This is a genomic window from Paenibacillus algorifonticola (assembly GCF_000971975.1).
Classification (GTDB): domain Bacteria; phylum Bacillota; class Bacilli; order Paenibacillales; family Paenibacillaceae; genus Pristimantibacillus; species Pristimantibacillus algorifonticola.
In genome coordinates this window covers 207,603-226,696 of sequence record NZ_LAQO01000001.1, presented here as the reverse complement: position 1 = coordinate 226,696, position 19,094 = coordinate 207,603, and the positions used below count along the sequence as shown (strand labels likewise).

The window sequence follows — 19,094 nt, the reverse complement described above, 5'->3', positions numbered from 1 at the left end:
GCACAAATTTATTATTTTGTTAGCTCTTCCATTTGACCGATGAGGCTTTCGAACACGCTCATCGCTTGCTCAATCGGCTCTGGCGAGGACATGTCGACGCCCGCTTTTTTCAAAATATTGATCGAGAAGTCGCTGCCGCCGCTCTTCAGGAAGCCGAGATAACGCTCGACTGCTGGTGCGCCTTCCTCCAAAATTTGCTTGGAGAAGCTCGTTGCGGCCGAGAAGCCAGTCGCGTATTTATACACATAGAAGCTGTTGTAGAAATGGGGAATACGTGCCCATTCCATCGCAATATCTTCATCTACGGCCATATCGTCGCCATAATATTGCACATTGAGGTCGTAGTAGATTTTGCTCAAATCCTGCGGTGTCAGCGATTCGCCTTGCTCGCTTCTTTCGTGAATGATTTTCTCGAATTCGGCAAACATCGTTTGACGGAACACCGTCGTCCGGAATTGATCTGCATAGTAGGTGAGCAGGTACATTTTTTCCTTCGGATTGGTAGACTTGTCAAGCAAGTAGTCCATCAGCAGCGCTTCGTTCAGCGTGGAAGCCACTTCAGCAAGGAAAATCGTATATTGCGCATCGCGGTAGTTTTGGGTCGTATCGGAATAATACGAATGCAGGGCGTGGCCCATTTCATGCGTCAGCGTAAACATGCTGTTCAAGTTATCCTTGTGATTGAGCAGCACGTAAGGATGCGTGCCGAATGCTCCCCAGCTGTAAGCGCCGCTGCGCTTGCCTTCATTCTCATAAACGTCAATCCAGCCATCGTCAAAGCCATGCTGCAGCACGTTCAAATAATCGTCGCCGAGCGGCTTCAAGCTTTCCTTGACCGTTTTCTTTGCATCCTCGTACGTAATGTTCATATCGAATTCCTCTACAAGCGGAGCAAACAGATCATACATATGAAGCTTGTCGACGCCGAGCAGCTTTTTGCGCAAATTCATATAGCGATGCATCAGCGGCAAATGCTTGTGAATCGTGTCAACCAAGTTTGTGTAAACCGTCTCGGGAATGTTATCCCCATAGAGCGACATGGCGAGAACGGAATCGTGCTTGCGGGCACGGGAGTAAAAAATATTTTTCGTTACATTGGCATTCAGCGTTGCACCGATTGTGTTTTTGAGCTTTCCGTATGTATCGTACATTGCTTGGAAAGCTTCTTTGCGCACGTCGCGGTTTTTGCTCTCAAGAAACTGAATGTAACGACCCTGCGTCAGTTCAACCTCTTCGCCGTTCTCGTCCTTGACTTTCGGGAACTTCAAATCGGCATTGTTCAGCAGGTTGAAAATCGTGCCCGGAGCCGAGCTCATATTGCCCACTTGCGCAAGCAGCGCTTCTTCATTTTTCGAAAGAATATGGGCCTTCTGGCGGCGCATTTCTTCGAGTGTATGACGGAACGTTGCCAGCTCCGGATTCGCGATCATTTTATCCAGCGCATCATCGCTTAAGGAAAGCACTTCTGGCGTAATGAAAGAGAGGGCTTCGCCTGTTTCCACGCTCAGCTTCTTGGATTTATCGGATAATGCCTGATAGGTCGGCTCAGCCGTATCCTCATGATGCTTCATATTGGCATACACGTATAGACGCTCCACATGCAGCGACAATTCATCCTCCTGCTCGAAGCAGGCTTTCAGCTTGGCTGGGTCTGCCAATGTGCCTTGAAAAGCGCTGATTTTGGCAATCAGGCTTTTGGCAGCGGAAAACTCTTTATCCCATGCGGCTTGATCAGCAAACAGGTCTTCGAGCTTCCAACGGGCTTCTACTTTCGTTTCGGAACGCTTAGGTACGTGATTCATCGAATTCCTCCTTGGTATAATGGTAGATGAAGTAGCATGTGGTGCAGTTTTGGAATAGGCGGGCTGAATCATTCCCTCAGCGCCGCTAATTCCGGCTGTCAGGCTTAAAGAAACAAGGACGGGTAGCCATTTCATAGTTGCGTTCGCCTCCGGGCATAAATTTGTACCTAGTATGTACCGGAGGCTGTCAGGTTATGTTGAAATACAAGAACTTTCCTTGTATTTGATGCGAAGGCGGCTGCTCCTTGGTGTATGGCTTGTCAGCTGCCAGCGCTTATGAGCTTCCCATCTGAAACAGACTGAATACAATGAGAAAAAACGAGAATGCAATTAAAACAATAGAAGCAAGCGCAAGCCCGCGGCGCAAATTGGGAGCGAGTGAATCCCGTTTTGCGAGGACAATCCACCCCAGTGCAAAGGAAGCGACAATAAAGATGATATTAGTCATTAAATCCATCTTGAAAAGTACACCCCCTGTAGCCGCAAGCACAACATTGCCTCGTTAGTCTTCGCTGTAAAGGTTAAATTATCCTGCTTATACTTCCTTGAAAGCACGGATGATGTTCTCCCGTTCTTCCTCGCGGCCAACATACTGGTCAGCACGGAAGCGATTTTCGGCCCAATGCATCATTTCAGGACGGCTTACAAACGTAAAGCATTCTTCGCCCCATTGGTCGGAAATATCTCGTACGACGAGGGTTTTCCCCTGTACTTCGACCGTCAGCATATTGTACTTGTCGGTTTTGAATATCTCGTATTTCTTGAACATGTTATAGGTCACCTTACCTTTCATTACGGCTTACACCGTATTCTTACTATTTTAGCTATCTAGGGGGTGGAAAGCAATAAGGGACGGTGTTATAATATCAGCTATAATGCGGGAAAGAGGCATTTGTGAGGCGAAGCTTCTATAGAGATAGGAGCGTAATCGCGAGGAAGAGTGTAGCTGAGACGAGGAGAGATGAGAAGATGAAGCAATTGAAGTATGAGCAGGTAGGCGTTGCTATCACCTGTCGGGGTTATGATGAGTATTTACGCATGTTTGGGCTGGAAGAAAGCGATTTGGGCGCGGGTCCCCTTTTGGACATTGCTGCTGGAGGCGCTTCTTTTACTGCTGAGGCGTGTGCCCGCGGTTATGATGCCCATGCTGTTGATCCGCGTTATGCCGGAGATGTCGAGTCGTGGATAGCACAGTCTGCAGATGAAATTGAAATTTCCACAAACAAGCTGATCGCTTTGCAGGAGGCATTCGACTGGAGCTATTATAAGGACCCCGCCCTTCATCGTGCGGGAAGAGAGCGTTCGCTTGAGCTGTTTGCGAACCATTTGCGCTCTGAAGCGGGAAAAGATCGGTATCGTTTCGGGCAGCTGCCGCAGCTTCCGTTTGGTCAAGGGACCTTCTCGCTTGTGTTATGCAGCCATTTTTTATTTTTGTATGCGGAGCAGTTTGATTTTAATTTCCATAAGCAGGCTGTTTTGGAAATGATGCGTCTGTGCAAGCCGGGCGGACAGGTGCGAATTTACCCGCTGTTGTCGCTAAGCTGGAATGCTTACCCGCACATGGATGAGCTGCTAAAGGCTGTCGCAGAGCGGGGCGGGCAGGCTGAGTTTATGCCAGCGAACCTTCCTTTTATTCCTGGTTCAGATTTATTTTTGAAAATTAGGGTTTAATTGCATTTTCCAGTTTAAGACTGTATAATATAGGGTATACGCTGATTAAACAGCGGTTTATTTTTTAGGAGGTTGTTCATTTGAAAGGAACAGTTAAATGGTTTAACGCAGAGAAAGGCTATGGCTTTATCTCGGTAGAAGGCGGCGAGGATGTATTCGTTCATTTCTCCGCTATCCAAAGCGAAGGCTTCAAATCGCTTGACGAAGGCCAAGAGGTAGAGTTCGACATCACTGAAGGCAATCGCGGTGCACAAGCGGCTAACGTCGTTAAATTATAAGATTCGAAGTTTCTTATAATACTTGATTGCAGCATGTACAGGAGCTTCCGGTTAATCCGGGGGCTCCTTTTCGCATTTTTGCATGCCTATAGGTCATAAGGTGACAGGTGGTGCTGAAAAATAGTTTGAAAAGAGTGGAAAAGGGGGAGAAAAAGGAGAACCTTGGAGCGGGAAATACGTAAAACTAAAGCAAGAAGAGGCTCATTTCAAATGGCCTGGTTGCAAAATAGACCGTGACGAACCTCGTTTTTTAACTAATTTTAAAGGGGGAGAATGATGATGGGAGCAGAAGCTGTGTTTCAGAGGATTCGCTTTAGTGAAATCAAGCTGAAATTGCCTCGTGAGAGCTGGTATTACTTGCGCAATGAACAAAATGATGGCGAATTTGAAGAGGAGGAAGTTTGGTATTATAAAGGGGATTTGCGGCTTAGCGAGCTCTTGCTCGACCTGAATGCTATGCTCATTCTCGTTGAAGGAAATTTGATTGTGGATCGCTATATTGGCAATACAGATACAGATGGTGCTACCGGCCTGATCGTTCTTGGCGATATGCGCGCCAGCCATATGGTTGCTGGTGGGCAGGAGATCCATGTCGTCGGCAATTTGCAGGTGGATGAAATGTTCTGGGGAGATTATAATCACGGCGATCTCATCGTTGAGGGCAATATGCAGGCGAAGCTGATGATCACGAGCGATCAATATAGAGTGCGCATTCAAGGGACATCAGCCTTTGAACGATACATAGAGGATTGGGACGACTTTGGTGTATGGCAGGGCTTCGACATGACCGAGCTTTTTGTTCCGGAAATTATTTTAGATGAGGATGAGGAGCCATCCGTTTGGAGAGAGGAAATGCTGCGTCTTCTGGAAGAAGACAAGCCTATTCTATATGAAGATCGAATCAAGCCGATTCATGAGCAGCCGCAAATTCCTTTTTTATTCGAAGATACACAACTCCAGCCGCTTTATATGCAGCAGGTGACTGCTGATTCTCTATGCTTCCAGGGTGAACCCGAAGATACTAGCTCAAGCTATGAGTTTTGGCTGGGCGATCAGTTTTTCCGTGCAACTGCATATGGCAATGAAGCGACTTCGGGACATTTTCGAAGCGTCTATTTTCAGGATGGCGAGGAGTATGGGGCTTTGCTTAAAATAGAACCTGTTGTTGCACAATCGGTGTCTGTAGATCAGTCACGCACTATGCAATGGCAGTTATCAGGCAAATATCGCAGAGTCACGGGCGAGCATACGGATTGGTCGGAGATCGATGATGATTCACCAGCCGTTATCCAGCAGCTTTGCCAGCAAAATTGGGCTCATTTGCTGCAAGCTGTATCAACCTATGAATACGCCCGTCATCTCATTGATCCGCTGCATATACGCGAGCTGTTGGCTCTCCCGCTTGTTGAGCCCTATAACGATTATTATGATGAAGAGCGGAATGGACTATGGATCGGCGATGTATATTTCGCATTTCGGCAAGAGGGTGAACTTTACAATGATGCCCCGCAATCGGCTTTGGTGCGCTTGGCCAGAGACTATACCGATGAACAGGGCGATGCCAAGGTCGAATATTTCTCATACCGTATACAAAAGCATATGGACGGCTCTGAATGTGTTTCCGTTCAGTATTCAGAAGATGAAGATGATGACGATTATAGGATGGTGAATTACGAAGGCGGAGCTAAATTGCTGGATGCGGTCAAATTTTTTGAAAAAGGCAAAAAGCTGCTAGCACGCTGCAACCAAGATATGCTGGATGGAACGAAACCGTTTTGTGGAGAAGATTTTGCGATGGAATATTGGAGAGAGAAAGGCTATATTTCATAATTCTATGATGAATGTCCGACACCGGGGTTAAATCTACAGCTCGTTTTGAGAGGATGGGCCGCACGCAGCGGGAAATCTGCTTGATCGATGGGATGGAGAAAGCATGGCATAGCTATGGGGCGGAAGTGATGTTGTTCGTAATTTTGCCATGCGTTTTTCGCATTTTAGACTTTGACCGGATTAGGCGGGAAATGATACACTGTTAGGTGGAATCTTTGTCGGAGGAGCGAGTGGCATGAAGTTTAAATTGTTTAAGGATCGCAAAGGGAAGGCCGATCAGGCTAAAAATAATAAGTTTGTAAAGCTGTCGCGTGAAATTTATGTGCAGGCACGTAAGGGCGGAGCGAATCCCGAAGCGAATTTTGGTCTGAAGACAGCTATTGCCAATGCACGTGCGGAGCAAATGCCGAATGATAACGTTGAGCGGGCAATCAAGAAGGCGACGGGCGGCGACGCAGTCGATTATGAAGAAATTATGTATGAAGGTTACGGCCCGGGCGGAGTAGCGATTATGGTTCGTTGTTTGACGGACAATCGCAATCGTACGGCGGCTGATGTACGCTCGGCTTTTAATAAGCGTGGCGGCAATATGGGAGAAAGCGGCTGTGTAGCCTATATGTTTGATCATAAAGGCTTGCTTGTTGTGGACCGTGAGGATTTAGAAATTGATGAAGACTCGATGATGATGGTGACGCTGGAAGCTGGAGCAGAGGATCTTGTCGTAAACGACGACAGCTTCGAGATTTTGACGCATCCGCATGAGTTCGAGCAGGTGAAAGGCGCATTGGAAGCGGAAGGCTATACGTTTGTGAGCGCAGGAGTACGTTGGCTGCCGCAAAACATGGTCGCCGTAGAGGGCGAAAATGCGGACAAGCTGTCCAAAATGATGGACTCCTTCGACGATAATGACGATGTACAGGACGTATATACGAACTTCGAGCTTGAGGACTAACGTCTACATAGACAGGCTGGAGCAAAAAAACAGCTTCGAGAACCACATGGTTATGTGGAGCCCGAAGCTGTTTTTTTGCTATATCTCATGAGCCAGTGGCTCATTTAGCATTGTTTTATGCGCTGCGCCTCGTAAAATGTTTGTAAATAAAACCTGCTGCTGCTATTAAAGCAAGCGTAGTGCCTAAATTAAAGAAGGCTGTACGTCCGAAGCTTTCATAAACATAGCCGCCAACCGTACCGCTGAGCAGACCGGCAAGGCCTGTCCATACAACGGCGTATACCGCTTGACCGGAAGCACGAAATTCATCGGGAATGAGCTGCGAAATATAACGCAAAGCAGTTGAGAAGTAGATGCCGAATGTAATACTGTGCATAAGTTGTGTCGCCACTACGAGATAGGGGCTGCTTAAATGTCCAATCAGCCACATCCGCAGGGCATACAATACACATGCAATAAACAGCAGCGGAAGCTCCTTGAATTTATGGCCGTACTTTCCAAGCAGAAACAGCACAGGTATTTCACTGCAGGCGGAAAGCGTCCATGCGAGACCGACGAGCGAGTCGCTAGCCCCCATTTGATGCAGCGTCACAGCGAGAAACCCTTCGTACATACGATGCGCGATCGAGACGATCAAAATGAGGACGAAGAAGGAAACGACCTCTCGTTTGCCCAGCAGCTTGAAAAAACCGCTGAAATCCACTTTGCGGGCACTCCCTTGATAATCACGCAGCAGAAAGGTGAGCGCAAGCGTTATCGTAATTGTACAAACAGCGAGCGGCAGCGTCCAATTGGAACCCATCTGCTTCAATAGAATGCCAAATAAGTAGGCGGATATAGCGAACCCGAGCGAGCCAAAAATGCGAATGAGTGCATAAGGAACACCTGTATATTGACTGGATAATAAAATCAAACTGTCATTCAATGGATTAATAGGCGTCTGAAAAAAATAAAAGATCGTCATAACTAGACAGATCATCGTAAAATCTTGAATCGGAAACAGCAGCGATATCATGACCAGCTGCCCGAATAATAAAAATATAAACAATTTTTTTATCGTCTGAAACCGGTCGCTTGCCCAGCCTAGCAGCAAATTGGCAAAGACGGATATGAAGGGACCCGTTGCATATATAATGCCGATTTGATGCTCGGAATAGCCTCGCGCCAGAAAGTATAAAGGCAAGTAGGATACGAGAAGCGCCTGTGTTGAGTAGGCAGAAAAGCTGAAGGCGCGAAGGCGCAGCGTTTCTTGGGATGTCTTAAGCTTCGCCTTTTCAAGGCCAAGTTGTGTCATTGCTGTATTCACTCCATAACTGTAAAAAACCTTGATTATACAGGTGTTATAGCTAATTATTAATAGATTGTAAACCATTATAGCATGAACTGCTGGATTATTGTTTATTGAAATGGTACATTTATGAGTGGAGGTTTCATTCATCGTGTAATAATAGGCTGGTAGCCGGCGGTTATTCAGCATTTTTTTAAGAGGAGGAGGTGCATCGTGAGATTGACGACATTTTCAGGCAGGCGTGCGCCCCGAGGGCCTTTGAAACTTATGCATCGCGTATATAAATATGTGCTGCCGGAAGTTGAAGCGCAGCTAGGGAAGCTGCGGGCTATGGCAGAGCAAATTCCCGACAGGGAGCTGCGGACGCAAGCGCTGAATAGCATAGCGAGCAAGAAGTTCCATTGTCAGGGCGGGGCCGTGTATGCAGCGGCCAACTTGGAGCAGCGGCATATTCTTATACCGCTTATTGTTGCGCTGCAAACGATTAGCGACTACCTGGACAATTTGTGCGATCGCAGCACTTCTCTTGATGCGGATGATTTCCGCCTATTGCACCAGTCTATGCTTGATGCGGTTAATCCGGCAGCGCCGCTCCGGGATTATTATGCCCACCGGAAGGAGCGGGACGACGGTGGATATTTGCACCACCTCGTTGCCGTGTGCCAGCACCAGACAGCGCTGCTTCCTTCCTATGCCAGCGTTCAGCGTGACGTTACCGAGCTGGTCAGCCTATATGGCGATTTGCAGGTGTATAAGCACATCCGCAATGATTTGCGTGAGCCGAAGCTGCTCGCATGGTGGGAGAAGCATGCACAGCGCTACCCGCACTTGCAATGGAATGAATTCGCAGCGGCCAGCGGATCGACGCTTGGCATGTTTATGCTATTTTTAGCGGCCAGCGGGGATGGTCTGTCGAAGCAGGATGCGGCTGCGATTAAGGAAATTTATTTTCCGCATGTATGCGGCCTGCATATCATGCTTGATTATTTGATCGATCAGGCGGAGGATCAGGCAGGCGGAGATTTGAATTTCTGCAATTATTACGACAGCTTCCATTTGATGGCGGAACGGATCGGTACGATAGTGGAGTGGGCAAGGGAGGATGTGCGGCATTTGCCGGCTTCCCGGTTTCATCGCCTTATCATTGAAGGGCTGCTGGCCCTTTATTTATCCGATCCGAAGGTGCGTGCGCAGAAAGAAGTGCGCAGCGTAACGCGCAAGCTGATGAAGAACAGTCCGCTTACCCGCCTGTTTTTCCTAATTAACAGCGTGTGGATCAGGAAACAGCAGGCTTAGCAATATATTACATCATTTTGGAGGAATGACTATGTCTTCAGTAAAATCAATCGCAGTATTAACCAGTGGCGGTGACTCCCAAGGGATGAACGCAGCCGTTCGCGCTGTAGTGCGGAGCGCTTTGTATAACGGGCTGGAAGTATACGGTGTACAACGCGGTTATCAGGGTCTTCTGAATGACGATTTGCGTCAAATGGATCTTCGCAGCGTAGGCGATATTATACAGCGCGGGGGAACCATTTTGCAGACGGCGCGCTGCAAAGAGTTTATGACAGCTGAAGGCCAGGAGAAGGGCGCTGAAGTTTTGCGTGGGCGTGGCATCGACGGTTTGGTCGTTATTGGCGGCGACGGCTCTTATCAAGGTGCTAACAAGCTGAGCAAGCTTGGCATCAAGACGATGGTATTGCCAGGAACGATCGATAACGATATTCCTTTCACGGATTACACAATCGGTTTCGATACAGCTGTTGGCATCGTTGTCGATGCCATCAACAAAATCCGCGACACGATGTCTTCCCATGAGCGTTCGTCTGTCGTCGAGGTTATGGGCCGTCATTGCGGAGATATCGCGCTTTATGCCGGACTTGCAAGCGGCGCCGAGACGATTCTTGTACCGGAAGTACCGTTCAATTTGACGGAAGTTTCGCAGCGGATGGAAGCCAACTTTGCCAAAGGCAAACGCCACAGTATCGTTGTTGTTGCCGAAGGAGCAGGCAATGGGCATGATGTATCCAGCGAAATTACACGTGGTTGCGGACTTGAGCCGCGAGTAACCGTTCTTGGACATATTCAACGCGGCGGAACACCGACTGCTGTTGACCGTATTCTTGCAAGCCGTCTTGGCGATTATGCTGTGCATCAGCTGATGGCTGGCGATTCGGGCAAAGCTTGCGGTATCGTGCGCGGAGAGTTTCTTTCCACGGATATCGACACAGTTGTCAACACGAAGAAGCCATTCAACCTGGATTTGTATGAGCTTGCGCTGCGCCTTTCGCAATAATGCTTTCAGGCCCGTCTGGGCAATAAATAGCAAGGGTTCATTTTAAAAAACAAACAAATAACCTCCGGTACGCTGCCTTAAAGCGTTGCCGGAGGTTATTTGTTTGTGGTGAGAAGCGTGAGTAAAGGCAGCTAATCTTATCGAATCCTTATTCGTAATTAACGCCCTCTGAGTATTTATTGCCTGCGTTCCATAAAAGAAATTCATGAATATCGGTGTCGGATAGCGCCTTAATTTGAGCCTCGACTTCTTTCTTGCCATATTTCATATAATTGCCCTGCCCGAGCCAGCTGGCTGTGAAATCCTGGATCCAAGGGCGGATAATCGGCTTAGCTTCGCCAATCGGGTCCAGCTTGGCGTGTGTATCCTCCATAGCGCCTACGATGGTTTCATAAGGGCGTTTGTCCGGCACCTTCTGCTTAAACCAGCCCGTGCTGTAGTGGCTTGGATAAACCATGGGGGATATGACGTGCACGTCATTGGAAATTTTTACAAAGTCCTGCCCAATTCCTTCGGCAGCAGGCACCGATGCGGCGTAGCCGAAAATATCGACCGATACACGCACGCCAAGCGGCTCGAGCTGCTCACGGGCATATTTAACGAATCCCGCAACGGCATCAACCCGGCTCTGCTCTGTTTTCTCATACTTCAGCGAATCGGCTTTCTTATCAAAGCCTTCAGGAAAACGTACATAATCAAACTGGATTTCCTTAAAGCCCAGCTTTGCTGCTTCCTTGGCAACGGCTACATTGTAATTCCAGACTTCCTTCATATAAGGATTCACAAAGCTTTCACCGCGGCCATTTTTCCAAATCGTTCCGTCGGAATGGCGGAAGGACAGCTCTGGATGCTGGCGTGCCAGCACAGTGTCCTTAAAGACGACAATTCTGGCAATCGGGTAAACCTCATGCTGCTTCAATTTCTTCATCAAGTCGCCAATATCGCGAATGTACTTCTGTGTAGTTCCCAGTTCAAGCAGCTCCGGCGTCTCAGTTGGATAGGTGATATAGCCGTTGTCATCTTTGACATCGATGACCATGCTGTTCAGCTTCGTATCATCCATGAGCTTCAGCAAGCTATCCATACGCGCTCCACCTGCACTGTGAGCCGTCACGTAGATGCCCTTCACAATGGGAGCATCCTTCTGTGGATCACGCTTAACGCCCGTCTCAGACGTCCCCTGGCCTCCTCCATCAGATGGGCTCGCCTGTACGATGGTTGTTCCGAGTGAAGCGTTGAGTACCGAGGCTGCGAGCTCCCGGGCGGCTGCATGATCCTCTCCGCTTCCCGTCAACAAGCTGTATAACAGCATGACAGTTGAAAAGATGATGTCCATTTTCTTCTCTCCCCGCTAGCTCTTCTTTCCAAATTATAAAGCAGAATTAGGCTGCGTGACACTTATTTTTTTCAAAAAGCGTAATTTTACACAGAGAAATGTTGCTTAAAGCACCATTTTTGGGTGGGAATTTCTGGTGAAAAAGGCGTGCAAAAAACCTGCTGACGCATTCGTCAGCAGGTTTGCTATCAATCGGTATATCCCCTTGTCATTGCAGTAAGGCTTCTCTTTGGTGCTCGCAAATACTGTGCTGAACAATCTCCATTGCATCCGCCGGTTCAAGTACAGCCAGTCCGTCCCTCAATACGATATTGATCGAGAGTTCCCGATCCGTAAGAAAAGGACTGAGCTCTGGTGCAAGCTTCTCTACAATTTGTGACAGTGTTACGGTTTCGATATCCACCTGGCATCACCCTTTCATCATAGGTTCAGGGCAAAACATATGGCATGAAAACGTTAAAACAGCGGGATAACCACATTATAGCAGGATCAACTTTAAAAAAACAGGGTTAACTGCCATGTGTCAGATGGGGAGCAGCGGATCTTAAATAGAGCAAGCGCTTACGTGCTGCGCCTTTTGAGTTGTTTTCATCCTGCGCTGGTAATGATGTATGATTGTATGCTATAATAGCTTGGATATTTTTCAAGTAGGCTGCAGATAAAAGGAGTATGAGAAAGTTTGAAAACATTTGCTGAATTTGGCTTGGAACCTAAAGTGTTGCAGGCAATCACGGAGCTGGGGTTTGAGGAGTCAACTCCGATCCAGTCCAAAGCTATTCCAATTGCAATGGCTGGTCAAGATTTAATTGGTCAGGCACAAACAGGAACAGGAAAAACAGCGGCATTCGGAATTCCGCTCATTAATAAAATTCCGACAAGCGAGGAGCGCATTGTCGCCTTAATTATGACGCCTACCCGTGAACTCGCTATTCAGGTAGCTGAAGAAATCGGGAAGTTGACTCGATACAAAGGTTTACGCTCATTGCCAATTTACGGCGGTCAGGAAATTGGACGTCAAATTCGCGCTTTGAAGAAGAAGCCGCAAATTATTATTGGTACACCAGGACGTTTGCTTGACCACATCAACCGTAAGACGATCCGTCTTGAAGATGTACAGACGGTCATTCTTGATGAAGCGGATGAAATGCTGGACATGGGCTTCATGGAAGACATTCAGTCGATCCTGAAGCAAGTGCCGGACGAGCGTCACACCATGTTGTTCTCGGCTACAATGCCGCCGAACATTCAGAAGCTTGCACAGCAATTTCTGAAAAATCCAGAGCATGTGTCGGTTATTCCTAAGCAAGTTACGGCACCGCTTATCGATCAAGCGTATATTGAGGTTCATGAGCGTCAGAAGTTTGAAGCGCTGAGCCGTTTGCTTGATATGGAATCTCCAGAGCTAGCTATCATCTTCGGCCGTACGAAGCGCCGGGTTGATGAGCTTAGCGAAGCTTTACAAAAACGCGGTTACACGGCAGACGGCCTTCACGGCGACTTGTCCCAAAACCAACGCGACAGCGTAATGCGCAAATTCCGCGACGGCAGCATTGATGTGCTGGTTGCAACGGATGTAGCTGCTCGTGGCCTCGACGTATCGGGCGTAACGCATGTTATCAACTTTGACCTTCCGCAAGATCCGGAGAGCTATGTTCACCGTATCGGCCGTACTGGCCGCGCAGGCAAAGAAGGTACTGCATGGTCGTTCGTAACGCCTCGTGAACTTGATCACCTGCATTTCATCGAGAAAGTTACACGTCAAAAAATCAACAAAAAACCTTTGCCAAGCATCGCGGAAGCGATTGAAGGCAAACAGCGCTTGACAGCTGAGCGTTTGCTCGAAGTTGTTCAAGAAGAAGAGTTCTCCGAATACAAAGCGATTGCTATCCAATTGCTTGAGCAATATGATTCCGTTCACTTGCTTGCAGCTGCCGTTAAATTGCTGACAGGTGAGAAGAAGGAAGTCAATATTGAGCTGACACCGGAAGAGCCGCTTCGCGCGAAAAAACGCAAGCCGGACATTCGTTCGAATGGTCGTCGTTACTCTGGTTCCTCGTCCTTTGGCGGCGGCAGTGGCCGCAGCTCCAGCGGCGGTGGCGGCTATCGTGGCCGTGATGACAGACGTGGCGGCAGCGGCGGTTCAAGCTCCAGCTCGCGCAGCAGCAGCTATGACCGTAACCGTGATGGTGGCAGCAGCAGACCGCGCACTAGCGAAAACCGTCGTCCGAAACCGTCGACCGAAGGCTTCAACAATAACAACAACTAGGGTCATTTCAACCTGTTCTTAAACAGGATGAAGAAATAAGCCCGAATAACCAAGCTTAAGAAACCGGGGAAGTCCGTGATGCCTTACGGGCGTCCTGACTTTCCCTTTTTTTATTGTTCATTTGATTAAGCCAGCCTGCTTGATTGAATAATATGCTTTGGTGCATGTCACAACCAAAATAGTAAGGAACAAGACGGAATAGTGGGGGCAGATCACATGGAGCCAAGGGGTTTAATGGGAGGTTTTTACCGCATCTCCGAATGGATTATGCGATTATCGGTAATCAATGTATTATGGCTAATATGTTCAATTCCTTTCGTATTATTGGCGTTTGTGGGCGTATTTCCAGGAAATGCTTCAGCACTAGATGAGGCTGCTTATCTGGACCATGTTAAAACAACATTGATTTTCATGGCGATTGTTGCTCCGTTCACCTTATTTCCAGCTACAGCTGCGATGTTTGCGGTAGCTCGCAAATGGGTGATGGGTGAAACGGATGTCCCGCTATTCAAAACTTACTTTAGAGGATATAAAGAAAATTATCTTCAAAGTATGATCGGCGGGTTTTTCTACGCTATTCTGTTTGCCATTATGATTGTCGATTTTATTGTGTATCGCGACCAGTATAGCCTAATTTCTTATATCTTTATTGCTTTGCTGCTGCTGCTGGTGATTTCCTTGTTCAACTTTTTTTCTATGCTTGTCCATTATCACATGAAAACGTTTCAATTGTTGAAAAATGCCATCCTGATTACGATTGGCCGTCCAATACGCTCGTTCTCCTCTGCGGTAATGAGTGGTGCGGTCATCTACATCAGCACGCGCTTCACCTTTTTGATTCCGTTTTTTATGGGCAGCATTATTGCTTATCTGTCGTTCTGGAATTTCTACATGATTTACCAGAAGCTGCAGGAGCAGGCGGAGAAAGCAAGGCTCGCCCAAGAGGCAGAAGAGGTCGAATTCGCAGAGCTTACAGACGGCGATTCGAACTCGTCCAATAAATAAGCGTTTAGACGTTTACAATTGTATAGGTAACGTTTATAATAACAATACATCCTGCGATGTTCGTTTCGGCTTTACGTTGTTTTGAACCAATGGCTGTTTCTCGGGAGACCTAAATTGTTACGATGCTGACATGCCCTCTAAAGGGGACTTCAAATTCGTTTCTGCGGACACCCACCTTGCGAAAGCGAGGTTCAGAAACATGTAAGTCGGACGGCATAGGCGGGTTTTTATCTACACTCAAGAGACTCTGCTGCGCTAACACGCTCAGGGTTCTTTTTTTGTGTAACAAAACATGTTAATATAGATATTACATACAAAGATGCTGGAGGGGGAGATCGTTTTTGTTGAAGCGGACCGTGATCGGGCTGCTGCGCAGTCATGAACAAACAGGCGATAAAGCCAAAGACCCGATGCTCAAATCCCATTTTTACAAATTGTCCAAGGAAAAGGCTTGGGAGGAAGTATTATCTACGCTGAAGAAAATGCAAGGTTACAAGGTGCTGCATGAAGTGCAATCGGTTGGGGAGATTGTGCTGGAGAAGCGCACGGCTTTCGGTCGGACGATGGACATTACGGTGTCGGTCATTAGCGTGAATCCGGTAAATGCAGCCGTTGATATTTATTCGGCTTCCAGAGGCTCTTTTGGCGACCTTGGCTCGAACTACCGGGTTATTCTTGAGCTTTATCGAGCGCTGGACAAGAAGCTCTCTGCTTATAAAACGACCGGAAACTCATAAAACGTACAAAAAGCGAGGAAGGTTTCCCTTCACTCGCTTTGTTTGTGCAGATAAAAGATTGTATACTGAATTATACGAGCGATTGTGCGGCGTTAATTGCGGCTTCGTAATTCGGGTGCTCTGTCATTTCTGCCAGATACTCCACGTATTGAATGGTGTCGTTCTGATCAATTACGAAGATCGAGCGCATATCCAAGCCAAATTCTTTAATGTAAACGCCATAAGCTTCGCCGAAGTTTTTAAGTTTGTAGTCCGACAGCAGCTCGACTTTATCGATGCCTGCAGCACCGCACCAGCGAGCTTGGGCGAATGGAAGATCCACGCTGATTGTAAGTACAGCAACGTTGTCGCCTAGCGAAGCAGCAGCTTCATTGAAACGGCGGGTTTGGGCGTCGCATACGCCTGTATCAATAGAAGGAACAACGCTGATTAATTTAATTTTACCAGCATAATCTTTCAAGGATACGCTATCAACGAGTGTTTTGTTCACTTGAAAATCAGGAGCTTTATCGCCCACTTTCAATTCTGGTCCAACTAATGTAAGTGGGTTGCCTTTAAATGCGGCAGCTCCAGCACGTTCTTGAGACATGAATAACGTCCTCCTCAAAGTTAAATGGTCAATACCCATTTATTATAATCGGAGCGCGGTAATATTGTCCAATCTTAGAGCGGGGGAATTCATGATGATTTTTTTAAGATACGAAAGCTTTCGCGTTTATTTAAGATCTTATCCGGTCACTTCTGCGATAATCGCGTTAAATATGCTTTTTTTTATATTTGTTGCTTTAAATGGCGGAACGACTGGCGGAGAAAATTTATATCGCTGGGGTGCATTTTTAACTTTTCATGGAGATCCGTACGGGCTGGAGGAGCCATGGCGCTATGTAACGTCCGTCTTTATGCATGCAGGCTTTCAGCACCTGCTTTTTAATATGTTTGCCCTGCTTGTGTTTGCTCCGCCTCTGGAGCGTCTGCTGCGCTCTGTGAAGTATGGTATTTTTTATTTGCTTTGCGGGCTGCTCGGCAATCTGTTCAGCGCGGTAATTACGATGTTGACAGAAGGTGGGGGCGGAGAATTTGTACATTTGTCAGTAGGGGCATCTGGGGCGATATACGGTGTATATGGCGCATATCTTTACTTGTCGCTCTTCCGTAAAGCGTGGCTGGATGATGCTTCGCGCAAAACGGTGTATTTGATTTTGGGAGCAGGTATCATTTATTCCATTATTTTGCCGACAATAGATTTATGGGCACATGTTGGCGGCGGCATTGCCGGCTTCCTCATGTACGGTTTATTCGATCGGGCAATGGTGCGCAGGCAGCGAATCGTCCGGAGATAATGTTTTGATAAGATAAGGAGAGATCATGGAACTTCGTCAGCTTTATTATTTCGTCAAAGTAGCGAGAAAAGAGCATGTGACACAGGCGGCAGAAGAATTGCATGTTGCTCAGTCAGCTGTGAGTCGTCAAATTCATCAATTGGAGGAAGAGCTTGGTGTAAAGCTTTTTTTACAAAAGGGCAGAAATCTGCAATTGACGCCTGTAGGTCATTTGTTTTTGAAGCGGGCTGAGGTCATATTGGCTGATTTGGACCGGGCTGTTGTGGAAATACATGAATTTCTTGACCCGGAAAAGGGAGAAATTCGGCTTGGCTTTCCGCATAGCTTGGGCGTATCCTTAATCCCGCAGGTTGTAGCCGCTTTTCGCAAGCATCATCCGAATGTGAAGTTTCGTTTTAGGCAGGGGATGTATCCGTCGCTTATACGAGATATGGTAAAGGGTGAGATTGATCTTGCTTTCATTTCTCCTTTTCCAGATGAGCATGAGCATGTGTGTGGGCAGGTGCTGCTGACTGAGGAGCTTTATGCGATTTTGCCGCCAACACATGCGCTCGCTGGAGAGAGCTCGATTCAATTGAATCAGCTCAAGGATGAGACGTTTGTATTGTTCAGTGAAGGTTATTCGTTAAGGCCCATTGTATGGGAAGCGTGCCAGGAGGCAGGATTTACACCGAAAATCGGTTTCGAGGGCGAGGAGACGGAGACGATCCGCGGGCTTGTCGCCGCCGGAATGGGTGTCAGCCTGCTGCCGGAAATGGCGCTTCATCATACGGGCATTTTACAGCCAGCGAAGGTACGCGTGGAGCAGCCGCATGTGACTCGCAATATCGGCATCATTCATCGTTCTAATGAGAAGCTGTCGCTTGTTGCGAAGGTGTTCCATGGCTTCCTGCTGCATTACTTCAATGAGAAGAAGCATGAGGAATAAAGCAAGAACAGTTTATAGGTAATAGAAAAAAGAACCGCTGCAACCGCCAGTTTTATTCTGGTCGTTGCAGTGGTTCTTTTTTTGCATGAAAGGAAAGTAGGCCTGCCTAAAGCTCTGGCCGACCCACTCTTCTGTGTGCATCTCATTGGTCTGTAAGCTAATTATTCCCGATTCGATGATGTGAAGATCATAATATATTTTACGAGCTCCAGGAGGGAGATAAGCGCGGCTGCTACGTAAGTAAGGGCGGCCGCGTTCAGAACTTTGGCAACGCCGCGTTCTTCCTCGTTCGTAATGAAGCCTTCGGCAATCATAATGTTGCGGGCACGGTTGCTTGCATTAAATTCAACGGGCAGTGTAATAACCTGAAAGGCCACTGCTACGGAGAAAAAAATGATGCCAAGACCAATCAGATTAGCCTGCTGGAGCAAAAATCCGGCGATCAGCATGAATGGGGCGATACCAGACGCGATGTTAACGACCGGAAAAATGCGATGGCGCAGCACCAGCATCGGATAGTGCGCCTGATGTTGAATCGCATGGCCTACCTCGTGGCAGGCAACAGACAAAGCAGAGATGGAGCTTTCATAATAAACATGTTCGGAAAGACGTACTTTGCGTGATATGGGATTATAATGATCGCTTAGTGTGCCTTGTACGGGTTCAATCTGTATATGCTGCAGCCCATGGGCATCGAGCATTTTGCGTGCGGCCTGATAGCCGGTTAGTCCGCTCATAGAGCGAACGGAAGACCAAGTTTTAAACGTTCCTTTAACCCGAAACTGTGCCCAAATCGATAAAGCGAAGGCAATCAGGATGAGAATGTCCATTTTGTGAAAAAACATAACGTCATTCCTCCAAATGATAATTTTGACTTGCCGATCAAGGGGCGAAGCTTTTATTGTACATCTTTACATAAAATTCCCCTTGTTTAGCAGCAGCATAAGCGCTTCTATACAAGCTGCCGTCTGCGGCATGAGGCGAGTGTAGAGCTTGTTAGCCTGGCGAGGCTTCATTTGCTTGATCACAGGCTCCAAGTCCTTAACCTCACGTTCCAGCTCGCTTAGACGAAGCTGTAGATCGGTCAGCTTGCGCGATACCTGCTCTTCAGCAGTTACGCTATCCCATGCTGCTAATGATTGTTTAATTTCTTCAAGCGTGTGCTTGTTTTGCTTCATTTGTTCAATACGTTTCAAACGGATCAACGTTTCTGAATTATACAAGCGGTAGTTCGTTGAAGAACGTTCCGCAGGTTCAATAAGTCCCATTGAAGTATAATAGTCAATTGTTCGCGGACTGATGTTGGCCAGTTTGGCGAGTTCTCCAATTTTGTAACGTTCAGCAGATTCCAATCCGTTCACCTTC

20 protein-coding genes and 1 other RNA gene are annotated in these 19,094 nt (G+C 47.4%); 12 read left to right on the top strand and 9 right to left on the bottom strand.

What is annotated here, in order from left to right:
* Window positions 1-11: 11 nt before the first annotated feature.
* The 3 genes from pepF to WH37_RS07775 all read right to left on the bottom strand — a co-directional run bounded on the left by pepF (window position 12) and on the right by WH37_RS07775 (window position 2,571).
* Window positions 12-1,802 (bottom strand): oligoendopeptidase F, encoded by a 1,791-nt coding sequence (pepF, locus tag WH37_RS07785; protein ID WP_046229984.1) that lies wholly within the window; start codon window positions 1,800-1,802, stop codon window positions 12-14.
* 274 nt (window positions 1,803-2,076) lie between these two features.
* On the bottom strand, window positions 2,077-2,259 hold the full coding sequence (locus WH37_RS07780; protein ID WP_046229983.1) for a hypothetical protein: 183 nt from the start codon (window positions 2,257-2,259) through the stop codon (window positions 2,077-2,079).
* Window positions 2,260-2,337: 78 nt separating this feature from the next.
* Window positions 2,338-2,571 carry a hypothetical protein gene (locus WH37_RS07775; protein WP_046229982.1) on the bottom strand — a complete coding sequence of 78 codons (234 nt, stop codon included), beginning with the start codon at window positions 2,569-2,571 and terminating at the stop codon, window positions 2,338-2,340.
* 200 nt (window positions 2,572-2,771) lie between these two features.
* Here WH37_RS07775 and WH37_RS07770 point away from each other — a divergent pair, with 200 nt between their 5' ends.
* From WH37_RS07770 to WH37_RS07755, 4 genes are all read left to right on the top strand, one after another.
* On the top strand, window positions 2,772-3,473 hold the full coding sequence (locus WH37_RS07770; RefSeq protein WP_046229981.1) for a class I SAM-dependent methyltransferase: 702 nt from the start codon (window positions 2,772-2,774) through the stop codon (window positions 3,471-3,473).
* An 80-nt stretch (window positions 3,474-3,553) separates the two neighbouring features.
* Window positions 3,554-3,751, top strand: a complete 198-nt coding sequence (locus WH37_RS07765; RefSeq protein ID WP_046229980.1) for a cold shock domain-containing protein — start codon at window positions 3,554-3,556, stop codon at window positions 3,749-3,751.
* Window positions 3,752-4,045: 294 nt separating this feature from the next.
* Window positions 4,046-5,581 (top strand): hypothetical protein, encoded by a 1,536-nt coding sequence (locus WH37_RS07760; protein ID WP_156182257.1) that lies wholly within the window; start codon window positions 4,046-4,048, stop codon window positions 5,579-5,581.
* Window positions 5,582-5,816: 235 nt separating this feature from the next.
* Entirely contained in the window at window positions 5,817-6,533 is a 717-nt protein-coding gene (locus WH37_RS07755; RefSeq protein WP_046229978.1) for a YebC/PmpR family DNA-binding transcriptional regulator, read from the top strand.
* Between the two features lie 115 nt (window positions 6,534-6,648).
* On the opposite strand, the gene WH37_RS07750 is transcribed toward WH37_RS07755, so the two are convergent.
* Window positions 6,649-7,827 carry an MFS transporter gene (locus tag WH37_RS07750; RefSeq protein WP_046229977.1) on the bottom strand — a complete coding sequence of 393 codons (1,179 nt, stop codon included), beginning with the start codon at window positions 7,825-7,827 and terminating at the stop codon, window positions 6,649-6,651.
* A gap of 261 nt (window positions 7,828-8,088) precedes the next feature.
* Here WH37_RS07750 and WH37_RS07745 point away from each other — a divergent pair, with 261 nt between their 5' ends.
* Entirely contained in the window at window positions 8,089-9,117 is a 1,029-nt protein-coding gene (locus WH37_RS07745; RefSeq protein ID WP_082110728.1) for a tetraprenyl-beta-curcumene synthase family protein, read from the top strand.
* A gap of 31 nt (window positions 9,118-9,148) precedes the next feature.
* Window positions 9,149-10,117: a 6-phosphofructokinase gene (gene pfkA, locus WH37_RS07740; protein WP_046229975.1), complete on the top strand. Its 969-nt coding sequence runs from the start codon at window positions 9,149-9,151 to the stop codon at window positions 10,115-10,117.
* A 148-nt stretch (window positions 10,118-10,265) separates the two neighbouring features.
* On the opposite strand, the gene WH37_RS07735 is transcribed toward pfkA, so the two are convergent.
* Together WH37_RS07735 and WH37_RS07730 are read right to left on the bottom strand one after the other, a co-directional pair.
* A complete protein-coding gene (locus WH37_RS07735) occupies window positions 10,266-11,453 on the bottom strand; it encodes a putative glycoside hydrolase (protein ID WP_046229974.1) in 1,188 nt (395 codons plus the stop codon).
* 208 nt (window positions 11,454-11,661) lie between these two features.
* Window positions 11,662-11,856: a hypothetical protein gene (locus WH37_RS07730; RefSeq protein ID WP_046229973.1), complete on the bottom strand. Its 195-nt coding sequence runs from the start codon at window positions 11,854-11,856 to the stop codon at window positions 11,662-11,664.
* 276 nt (window positions 11,857-12,132) lie between these two features.
* Here WH37_RS07730 and WH37_RS07725 point away from each other — a divergent pair, with 276 nt between their 5' ends.
* The 4 genes from WH37_RS07725 to WH37_RS07715 all read left to right on the top strand — a co-directional run bounded on the left by WH37_RS07725 (window position 12,133) and on the right by WH37_RS07715 (window position 15,461).
* Window positions 12,133-13,719, top strand: coding sequence for a degradosome RNA helicase CshA (locus tag WH37_RS07725; protein WP_046229972.1), 1,587 nt, complete (start codon window positions 12,133-12,135; stop codon window positions 13,717-13,719).
* Window positions 13,720-13,935: 216 nt separating this feature from the next.
* Window positions 13,936-14,724 carry a YesL family protein gene (locus WH37_RS07720; protein WP_046229971.1) on the top strand — a complete coding sequence of 263 codons (789 nt, stop codon included), beginning with the start codon at window positions 13,936-13,938 and terminating at the stop codon, window positions 14,722-14,724.
* 45 nt (window positions 14,725-14,769) lie between these two features.
* Window positions 14,770-14,954, top strand: a non-coding RNA gene (gene ssrS, locus WH37_RS34160) — 6S RNA.
* A 111-nt stretch (window positions 14,955-15,065) separates the two neighbouring features.
* Window positions 15,066-15,461 (top strand): DUF1499 domain-containing protein, encoded by a 396-nt coding sequence (locus WH37_RS07715; RefSeq protein ID WP_046229970.1) that lies wholly within the window; start codon window positions 15,066-15,068, stop codon window positions 15,459-15,461.
* A 70-nt stretch (window positions 15,462-15,531) separates the two neighbouring features.
* Here WH37_RS07715 and tpx read toward each other — a convergent pair whose 3' ends face one another.
* On the bottom strand, window positions 15,532-16,050 hold the full coding sequence (tpx, locus tag WH37_RS07710; protein ID WP_046229969.1) for a thiol peroxidase: 519 nt from the start codon (window positions 16,048-16,050) through the stop codon (window positions 15,532-15,534).
* A 94-nt stretch (window positions 16,051-16,144) separates the two neighbouring features.
* On the opposite strand from tpx, the gene WH37_RS07705 reads away from it, so the two are divergent.
* Entirely contained in the window at window positions 16,145-16,801 is a 657-nt protein-coding gene (locus WH37_RS07705; protein WP_046229968.1) for a rhomboid family intramembrane serine protease, read from the top strand.
* 25 nt (window positions 16,802-16,826) lie between these two features.
* Window positions 16,827-17,729 carry a glutamate biosynthesis transcriptional regulator GltC gene (locus WH37_RS07700; protein WP_046229967.1) on the top strand — a complete coding sequence of 301 codons (903 nt, stop codon included), beginning with the start codon at window positions 16,827-16,829 and terminating at the stop codon, window positions 17,727-17,729.
* Window positions 17,730-17,890: 161 nt separating this feature from the next.
* Here the strand turns inward: WH37_RS07700 and WH37_RS07695 are convergent, their stop codons facing one another.
* Entirely contained in the window at window positions 17,891-18,574 is a 684-nt protein-coding gene (locus WH37_RS07695) for a zinc metallopeptidase (RefSeq protein WP_046229966.1), read from the bottom strand.
* A gap of 66 nt (window positions 18,575-18,640) precedes the next feature.
* Window positions 18,641-19,090 carry a MerR family transcriptional regulator gene (locus WH37_RS07690; RefSeq protein ID WP_414811823.1) on the bottom strand — a complete coding sequence of 150 codons (450 nt, stop codon included), beginning with the start codon at window positions 19,088-19,090 and terminating at the stop codon, window positions 18,641-18,643.
* Between the last annotated feature and the right edge of the window lie 4 nt (window positions 19,091-19,094).